The sequence below is a fragment of the Alkalibacillus flavidus genome (assembly GCF_040545925.1).
Classification (GTDB): domain Bacteria; phylum Bacillota; class Bacilli; order Bacillales; family Alkalibacillaceae; genus Alkalibacillus; species Alkalibacillus flavidus.
In genome coordinates this window covers 34,465-41,484 of sequence record NZ_JBEPMX010000017.1, presented here as the reverse complement: position 1 = coordinate 41,484, position 7,020 = coordinate 34,465, and the positions used below count along the sequence as shown (strand labels likewise).

Below are 7,020 nucleotides of genomic sequence, written 5' to 3'. Positions count from 1 at the left end.
TTTTTGGGCTAGTGCTTCAACTAAATCTGTAGTAAGATGGTTCATAGGAAGACCTCCTGTGGATGTTGTGTGCTAACTTTATTCTACAGAAAGGGGCTTCCTTTTTCTATACCATCACGTGGTCATATTCTATTTACACAAAATATTTTACACTCTCGTCAAAAGATGACACACCAACGGTTCTAGCTTAAAAGTTAGTTTGAAATGTTATAAATTTCATGAAATATTTAGCTTGCGAAGTGATGACGATAGTTGTTGCTACACATAAACTGGGGGTCACTCTTGAAGTTCGGGGTCGTATAATGCTTATGGATGAAGGAAAGCCTCAACAACTCTTTGAATCACCACAATACCCACGTACGCAAGAGTTTTAAGTGAGATTTTATAGAGAAAACTGAAAGGGGAGTCTTGCATTATGAAAACAGTTAAACTACAAGACATTATTGGTTCAGAAAACGAAGTTAAAGGGGAAAATTGGGACAGTCGTCGTCTTCTTTTAAAGAAAGACGGTATGGGCTTTTCCTTACACGATACGGTCATCAAAGCAGGAACGGAAACGCATATTTGGTATCAAAACCACTTAGAAGCTGTTTACTGCATTGAAGGAGATGGCGAAGTCGAGACATTGAAGGATAACAAAGTTTACAAGATTACGCCAGGCACTGTTTATGCGCTCGATGAACATGATGAGCATTTACTGCGTGGCGGTAAAGAAGATATGCGTGTTGTATGTGTCTTCAACCCACCACTTTCAGGTAAAGAAATTCATGATGAAAATGGTGTATACCCAGTTGATGAAGACTAATAACATCAAAAAAGCGTGCTAGATGAGTGAATCGTCTAGCACGCTTTTAATTTAACTTTTTAGTTTGCTAGTCATTTTATCAACTAGAATGGCGATTGCGCCGTCACCTGTTACATTCGTTGCTGTGCCGAAGCTGTCTTGCGCCATGTAAAGGGCAATCATTAAGGCAATAGCTGATTCAGTGAATCCTAGCATAGAGCCAAGAATTCCGATCGCTGCCATAATCGCGCCACCTGGCACACCAGGAGCTGCAATCATAATGACACCGAGCGTTGCAATAACGGGGAACATGTCCACGATGCTTGGCATACTCATGCCGTCCATGACAGACATAACAGCCACCGTACAACTCACAATCGTAATCATACTTCCTGATAAATGAATATTAGCGCTGAGTGGAACGGTGAAATCAGCCACATCGTCTTGCACGCGATTTTGTTTCGCCTGTTTCAATGTCACCGGAATCGTTGCCGCGCTACTCATCGTACCTAACCCTGTGAAATAGGCTGGTAACATGGTCTTAATTAACTTGAATGGATTTTGTCCAGTATAGAAACCTGCAATTGTATATTGAATGGATAACCATATCCAATGCATGACGATTGCAACCACTAGCACGATGCCAAACACAGATAATGTATCAAAGACTGTGCCTTCAGCAGCCATTTCAGTGAATATACCCGCGATGAAAAACGGTAAAATTGGAATAATAACACGCATAATCACAAATTCAACGACCGCCTTACCTTCGTCAAAAACCTTAATTAAAGCTTCACTTTTAAGCTTCGCCATAGCAATACCAAACGTAAATGCTAACACTAGGGCGGTGATAACCCCCATTAACGGATCAATCGTTAAATCAAGAAAACTTTCAGGCGCACTCCCTTCTTCCGGAGCTGTACCATCTTGTGCCACGAACGGCATAATAATCGTCGCAACGAAGAAAGCTGCCGTACCAGCTAAAATGGTTGAGGTGTAAGCCGTTCCTAAAGTTACCCCGACTAATTTTCCAGAATTTTGACCTAAATGGGATACGCCTGAAGCAATAAAAAATAGAATAATGAGCGGAATCATGAATTCAATAAACTGTCCAAATAGGTCACTGACTGTTACAAGGGAACGCGTTAACCATTCAATCCCTATTAATCCAATAATCGTACCGAGAATAATACCTGTTAATAATTTTAATATGAGTTTCATTTGATTGGTCGACTCCTTTCCCACTAATAAGTATTAAGGGATATCATACCGTTTTAAAATCGAAATCACAATGCCATTTTAAATAATCGGAATAATAAGATTATTTGTTGAAAGATAAAACTTTGATACAGTCCGTTGTTGAATTGCGATCCGCTCTCGGTAGACGCTTTCCGCAGGCACGGCTCGAGCCTCCTCGGCCGAAAAGCGTGGCCTGTGGGGTCTCGAGACTCGTGCTGTTCCTGCAGGAGTCGCCACCTTCGCTTCTCACAATTCAACAACTAAGTGCTGTATTTTTTGAAAATCTCCACTAAACCTAACAGAGTCAAAAATACAGAGCGAATGGTATGACCATCCGCCCTGCATCAAAAACTATCGATTTTGTAGAGAAATTTTAGCCTGTCGCTTCTGGAAATCAACGTTTGGATAATACGTGTCTTTGACTAACACATTCGGACCTAAACATTTCGCCATTGGGCAATGGCAATTCAATGACTGCGCTAGATTAGATGCCATCCACTGGTCGAAACTTTCAACTAAAGGTGTATGTTGAATATTACCAAGACTTGGCTCATCCCCAAAGTCTGTCACCGTCACTTCACCAGAAAAGATATTCACATTTAATCGTGACCGCCCATCAGGATCATTACGGACTGTGACATTCTTCGCTTGATCTAGACGTTGCAGTAATTCTAAATCATCATCTGACTGACTACATGGATAAAATGGCAGTGTTCCGAAAAGCATCCAGACATCTTGATCACGAATATCTAGTAAATGACGAATCCCCTGTTTCATCTCATCGAGCGATAATGTCTCTAAATCTTTCGCGAAATCGACTGGATACATCGGGTGAATCTCGTGACGGGTACACCCCATTTGTAAGACATGTTCATGAATTTCTTGTAAATGTGGGTACGTGCGGCCATTTAACATGGTTTCGGCTGAGACCATGACACCTTCTGCAGAAAGGCGTTGACTATTATCAACTAACCGATCGAAAAACATGGCACGACTATCAAATGAAGGCGTCCGTTCCATTAAAGCAAAACCCGTTTCCGCAAATTCATCAACGGTGCCCCAATTATGTGAAATATGTAGGACATCTAAATAAGGGATAATAGCCTCGTAACGCTCGTAAGGTAGTGTTAGATTAGAATTAATTTGCGTGCGAACCCCACGTTCATGGGCATAACGTAATAACGGGACGACGTATTGTTCCACAGACTTTTTCGATAACATCGGTTCGCCACCCGTAATACTCAAAGTCCGTAAATGCGGTACTTCATCTAATCGTTTTAAAAGTAAATCAATCGGTAGTGCATCAGGGTCGCGAGTCATTAATGTATCGCCAACCGCACAGTGACGACAACGCATATTACATAAATGCGTTGTCGTGAATTCAATATTAGAGAGCACGAGTTCTCCGTGTTCATCAACGTCCATATACGCTTCCCACGGATCATAACTAGGTGATAATTCTCGGTGTTGATTACTCAATTGCATAAATTTCGTCCTTTCTAAACGTCATAATCTATCATCATTCTAACATAACGAATAGATTACTAACGGACGATTTCCCATACTGTATAAAACTAGACTAAGATTCGACTATCTTCTTTCACCGTTTTGACAATATCCTGCACAATTGCATGAGCAGTTGGTTTCTCACCTGCTCCTGCTCCTTCTAATTTTAAAGATCCAAGTCGATCACTAGATATAACAATCGCATTTTGTACGCCATCAACCGAAGATAGTGGATGGCTTTCATCAACCCACGTCGGCTCAATAACAACCTCAATCGCAGATTCTGATGTAGCATTAATCGTTACAATTGGCTTTAATACTTGATTAGTTGGGTTATTCAGAACTTCATCTAATTGCAATTGATCAAGGCCTTTTCGACGAATGACTGTGATCTCCTGATGATCTTTTCGAAGTAAATCGGCTAATATATAAGCTTTATTCAAGGCGTCAAATCCATCAATATCATGACTTGCATCCGCTTCTGCGTAACCGAGTCGTGTCGCTTGAGTTAACGCTTCATGAAAAGTTAATCCCTCTTTAGCAACCGCGGTTAAGATATAATTGGATGTTCCATTTAAAATCGCTTCGATCCGATGAACGGATTCAAGTTGATGAATCTGGTTTAGCGTGTCAATAATCGGAATGCCACCAGCCACAGCAGCATCGTATTTTACGTTCACCCTATGCTCTTCAGCTAGGTCTTGTAGCTGCCCGCCTTTTGCTGCATACATAGCCTTATTGGCAGTCACCACGTGGCATCCTTGTTCAATGGCCTCTGTGACGTATTGATACGCTGACTCAACCCCTGTGATTGCTTCAACCACGATATCAATCGGTTGAGCTAGCACATCATCTATATTGGTCGTGAGTAAGACATGGTTCGCCACGTCACGATGTTTCGATTCATCATTGACGAGTACTGCCGTTACTTGAACTGGGCGATTTAACGTTTGCGCTAATGATTGTTGTTCTTTTTCTATATGATCATAAACTCCTTGACCCACTGTCCCAAAACCTAATAATGCAACACGAATCGGCTCCATAACAAGCCTCCTTTATGAATGAACCTCACTTACCTGTGATGTTTTGCCAGTCGTTGTTTCAATCGCTTGCTCTAAGTCAGCAATTAAATCATCGACATGTTCGATGCCAACAGATAAGCGAATTAAATCTTCAGTTACGCCAGATGCTTTGCGTTCTTCTTCATTTAACTGTTGATGCGTAGTACTTGCTGGATGAATAATTAAACTTTTCGCATCACCGACATTAGCTAAATGCGACCATAATTGAGCGTTATCAATTACAGAAGCACCTGCTTCTTTTCCACCTTTGATACCAAACACCACAATTGATCCAGCACCTTTAGGTAAATATTTAGCCGCTAATGACTGTGATGGATGGTCATCTTTTTCTGGATATAGCACCCAATCAATCGCTGGATGTTGATCTAAATATTCGACAATGCGATGGGCATTCGCAACATGTTCTTTCATACGCACATGTAATGTTTCAAGCCCTAGCGCTAATTGGAAGGCATTATATGGGCTTAATGTCGCCCCAGTATCACGAAGCACTTGAACACGCGCCTTCGTAATAAATGCGGCCTCAGGTAGTGCTTCAGCATATACAATGCCGTGGTAACTCGGATCAGGTTCCGTAAAGCCCGGAAACTTTGACGAATTCCAATCAAATTTACCAGCATCAACTAACACACCACCTAGTGTCGTGCCATTGCCACCTAACCATTTCGTTGCTGAGTGTACGACGAGGTCTGCTCCATAATCGATTGGACGAAGTAAATAAGGTGTCGGGAATGTATTATCAACGATTAATGGTACACCTGCTTCATGCGCAATCTCTGCTACTTTTTCTATATCTAATACGTGTAAACCAGGGTTTCCAATCGTCTCAGCAAACACCGCTTTCGTATTCGGTGTAATTGCTTGGCGGAAATTTTCCGGTTCAGTTGGATCGACAAAGTGTGTCGTAATGCCATGCTTCGGCAATGTCGTTGAAAATAAATTATATGTGCCTCCGTATAACGTAGAAGCTGCTACAATCTCATCTCCTGCTTCAGCTAAATTAAAAATCGCACCTGAAATCGACGCCATACCACTGGAAAAAGCTAAAGCACCAATGCCTCCTTCTAACTGAGCCACTCGATCTTCAAACACTCCGACTGTTGGGTTGCCAATACGTGAATAGATAAAGCCCTCTTCTTGTAAAGAAAATAAATTTGCTGCGTGTTCTGTATGATTGAACTGATAAGAGTTCGTTTGATAGATCGGTAATGCGCGTGCTCCCGTTGCTGGATCTGCTTCTAAACCACCGTGAATTCCAATTGTTTCGACTCGATACTGTTCTTGATTACTCATATTAATCGCTCCTTATTTATCTATTTGTTGAAGGACCTTTTCAACTTCTGGTCCCCAATGATCAAATTCAACTAAAAATCCATCATGACCAAATGCTGTATCAACATGTATATAACGGGCTTCCTTATCAAATGCTTGAAGATCTTGGATAAATTTTTGGATATCTTCTGGCGGATATAACAAGTCATGTTCAAAACCAAATGCATATACAGGGACTTGCCAATCAAAAAATATTTGTTCTAAATCACCCTGTCCTCGACTAAGATCATGACTGTTCATCGCCTCTAACAAAACTAAGTAACTATTCGCATCAAAACGTTCGGCAATTTTTTCTGCCTGATAGTTTAAATAATGCACGACTTGATATTGATCACCATCGTGCTCTCGGTTAAACCGCGATTGGAATAACGGCGCAGAACGATAGGTAATCATGCCAATCGAACGTGCTAAACCAAGTCCGTCTTTCGGGATTTTTCCTTGCTGCCAATTAGGATCTTGGCGGATCGCTTGAGCCGAAATATGATTAAACGCGATTGCGTAATCACTGAACTGAGGAGTAATTGCTAGTGGAATAATCGATTTAATAAACCACGGATACATCACCGCCCACTCCAGCACTTGCATGCCCCCTAATGAACTTCCCATAACAGAATGGAGTTGATGAACACCTAACTTTTTTAAAGCTAAAAATTGAATCTCGACTAAGTCACGGACTGTTAAAGTCGGAAAATCAGCACCATATATCTGGCCCGTTTCTGGACTTAGCGATAAGGGCCCTGTAGAGCCATGACATCCACCTAATGTATTAAAAGTGATCACCTCATATTGATCGAGATCAACATAACCTCCTTCATGGATTAACCCTCGCCACCATCCAGGGGAATCTTCTGTACCTACTGTGATATGATTGCCTGTTAAAGCATGGCAAACGAGGATGATGGGTTTACCTTTTGTTCCAGCGCGTTCATAAACAAGTTCAATTTCTTCAAGAAACGTCCCTGACTCTAACGTCACGTTCGGAATAGCTACACGATCAGTGACTCGGTTCATATTGCTGTCATCCTTTCGCTTTCAAAACCATAAAAAAACCTCCCTATCTTTTAAAGATAGAGAGGT

At 41.4% G+C, this 7,020-nt stretch carries 6 protein-coding genes; 1 reads left to right on the top strand and 5 read right to left on the bottom strand.

Annotation, left to right across the window (positions count from 1 at the left end):
* The first annotated feature begins 415 nt into the window (after window positions 1-415).
* Window positions 416-805 carry an ectoine synthase gene (locus ABID56_RS12525; RefSeq protein ID WP_354221726.1) on the top strand — a complete coding sequence of 130 codons (390 nt, stop codon included), beginning with the start codon at window positions 416-418 and terminating at the stop codon, window positions 803-805.
* A 51-nt stretch (window positions 806-856) separates the two neighbouring features.
* Here ABID56_RS12525 and ABID56_RS12520 read toward each other — a convergent pair whose 3' ends face one another.
* The 5 genes from ABID56_RS12520 to metX all read right to left on the bottom strand — a co-directional run bounded on the left by ABID56_RS12520 (window position 857) and on the right by metX (window position 6,954).
* Window positions 857-2,005 carry a dicarboxylate/amino acid:cation symporter gene (locus tag ABID56_RS12520; protein WP_354221724.1) on the bottom strand — a complete coding sequence of 383 codons (1,149 nt, stop codon included), beginning with the start codon at window positions 2,003-2,005 and terminating at the stop codon, window positions 857-859.
* A 369-nt stretch (window positions 2,006-2,374) separates the two neighbouring features.
* On the bottom strand, window positions 2,375-3,508 hold the full coding sequence (gene yfkAB / locus ABID56_RS12515) for a radical SAM/CxCxxxxC motif protein YfkAB (protein ID WP_354221722.1): 1,134 nt from the start codon (window positions 3,506-3,508) through the stop codon (window positions 2,375-2,377).
* Between the two features lie 89 nt (window positions 3,509-3,597).
* Window positions 3,598-4,572, bottom strand: a complete 975-nt coding sequence (locus tag ABID56_RS12510; protein WP_354221720.1) for a homoserine dehydrogenase — start codon at window positions 4,570-4,572, stop codon at window positions 3,598-3,600.
* A 12-nt stretch (window positions 4,573-4,584) separates the two neighbouring features.
* A complete protein-coding gene (locus ABID56_RS12505) occupies window positions 4,585-5,904 on the bottom strand; it encodes an O-acetylhomoserine aminocarboxypropyltransferase/cysteine synthase family protein (protein WP_354221718.1) in 1,320 nt (439 codons plus the stop codon).
* A gap of 12 nt (window positions 5,905-5,916) precedes the next feature.
* Window positions 5,917-6,954: a homoserine O-acetyltransferase MetX gene (gene metX, locus ABID56_RS12500; RefSeq protein WP_354221716.1), complete on the bottom strand. Its 1,038-nt coding sequence runs from the start codon at window positions 6,952-6,954 to the stop codon at window positions 5,917-5,919.
* Window positions 6,955-7,020 lie beyond the last annotated feature (66 nt).